Below are 1,468 nucleotides of genomic sequence, written 5' to 3' on the forward strand. Positions count from 1 at the left end.
CCTTACAGCTTGCTCTCGAGCTCCGGCAGGATCTCGAACAGGTCGCCAACGAGGCCGTAATCCGCCACCTGGAAGATCGGCGCCTCTTCGTCCTTGTTGATCGCCACGATCACCTTGGAGTCCTTCATCCCGGCCAGGTGCTGGATCGCACCGGAGATGCCCACGGCGATGTAGAGCTCGGGGGCTACGATCTTGCCGGTCTGGCCCACCTGCATGTCGTTGGGCACGAAGCCGGCGTCCACCGCGGCCCGTGAGGCGCCGATGGCGGCACCCATCTTGTCGGCGATACCGTCGAGCAGCTTGAAGTTCTCGCCGCTGCCCATGCCGCGACCGCCGGAGATGACCACCTTGGCTCCAGCCAACTCGGGGCGGTCGCTCTCGGCCAGTTCCTGCTTGATGAAGGAGGACTGGCTGTTGTCGGCCACGAAGTCCACCGCCTCGATGGCGGCACTGCCGCCTTCGGCCGCCACCGCATCGAAGCCGGTGCTGCGCACGGTGATGACCTTGAGGCTGTCCGCGCTCTGCACGGTGGCGATGGCGTTGCCGGCGTAGATCGGACGCTTGAAGGTGTCGGCCGAGTCCACCGCGACGATCTCGGAGATCTGGCTGACGTCCTTGAGCGCGGCGAGACGCGGCATGACGTTCTTGCCGGTGGTGGAGGCACTGGCCAGCACGTGGCTGTAACCGTCAGCCAGTTCGACCAGCAGCGCGCCCATCGGCTCGGCCAGCTGGTGGGCATAGGCGGCGTTGTCGGCCACACGGACCTTGGCCACGCCGTCCAGCTTGGCGGCGGCCTCGGCCACGGCGCCAACGTTCTCGCCGGCGACCAGGATATCGATGTCGCCACCGATGGCTTGAGCTGCGGCGACCACGTGGGCGGTGGCGCCAGCGAGCTGGCCGTCGTGATGTTCTGCAAGTACCAGAATGCTCATGAAATCAGCTCCTGTTAAAGCACTTTGGCTTCGTTCTTGAGTTTGTCCACGAGCTCGTCGACGGAGCCCACCTTGATACCGCCCTTGCGCTCGGCCGGGGATTCGACCTTGAGCAGCGTGACCTTCGAGGCCACCTCGACGCCGAGGTCCGCCGGGGTCTTGACGTCCATGGGCTTCTTCTTGGCCTTCATGATGTCGGGCAGCTTGGCGTAGCGTGGCTCGTTGAGGCGCAGGTCGGTGGTGACGATGGCCGGCAGGGTCAGCTCGACGGTCTGCAGGCCGCCGTCGATCTCGCGGGTCACCTGCAGCGTGTCACCGTCGACCGCCACTTCCGAGGCGAAGGTGCCCTGGGGCAGGCCGGACAGGGCAGCCAGCATCTGGCCGGTCTGGTTGTTGTCGGTATCGATCGCCTGCTTGCCGAGAATCGTCAGGCCCGGCTGCTCCTCTTCCACCACCTTGGCCAGCAGCTTCGCCACCGCCAGCGACTCGGCCCGCTCGTCGGTTTCAATGTGGATCGCGCGGTCGGCACCCAGCGC

Annotated in this window: 2 protein-coding genes; both read right to left on the reverse strand. The window is 66.1% G+C overall.

Features of this window, described 5'->3' with window-relative positions; translation table 11 throughout:
* Positions 1-2: 2 nt before the first annotated feature.
* Positions 3-932 carry an electron transfer flavoprotein subunit alpha/FixB family protein gene (locus KZO25_RS16865; RefSeq protein ID WP_223137872.1) on the reverse strand — a complete coding sequence of 310 codons (930 nt, stop codon included), beginning with the start codon at positions 930-932 and terminating at the stop codon, positions 3-5.
* 14 nt (positions 933-946) lie between these two features.
* Positions 947-1,468: electron transfer flavoprotein subunit beta/FixA family protein (locus KZO25_RS16870; RefSeq protein WP_262489101.1), on the reverse strand; the 522-nt coding region annotated here is incomplete at its 5' end.

The sequence above is a fragment of the Halomonas sp. ANAO-440 genome (assembly GCF_019915905.1).
GTDB lineage: Bacteria > Pseudomonadota > Gammaproteobacteria > Pseudomonadales > Halomonadaceae > Halomonas > Halomonas chromatireducens.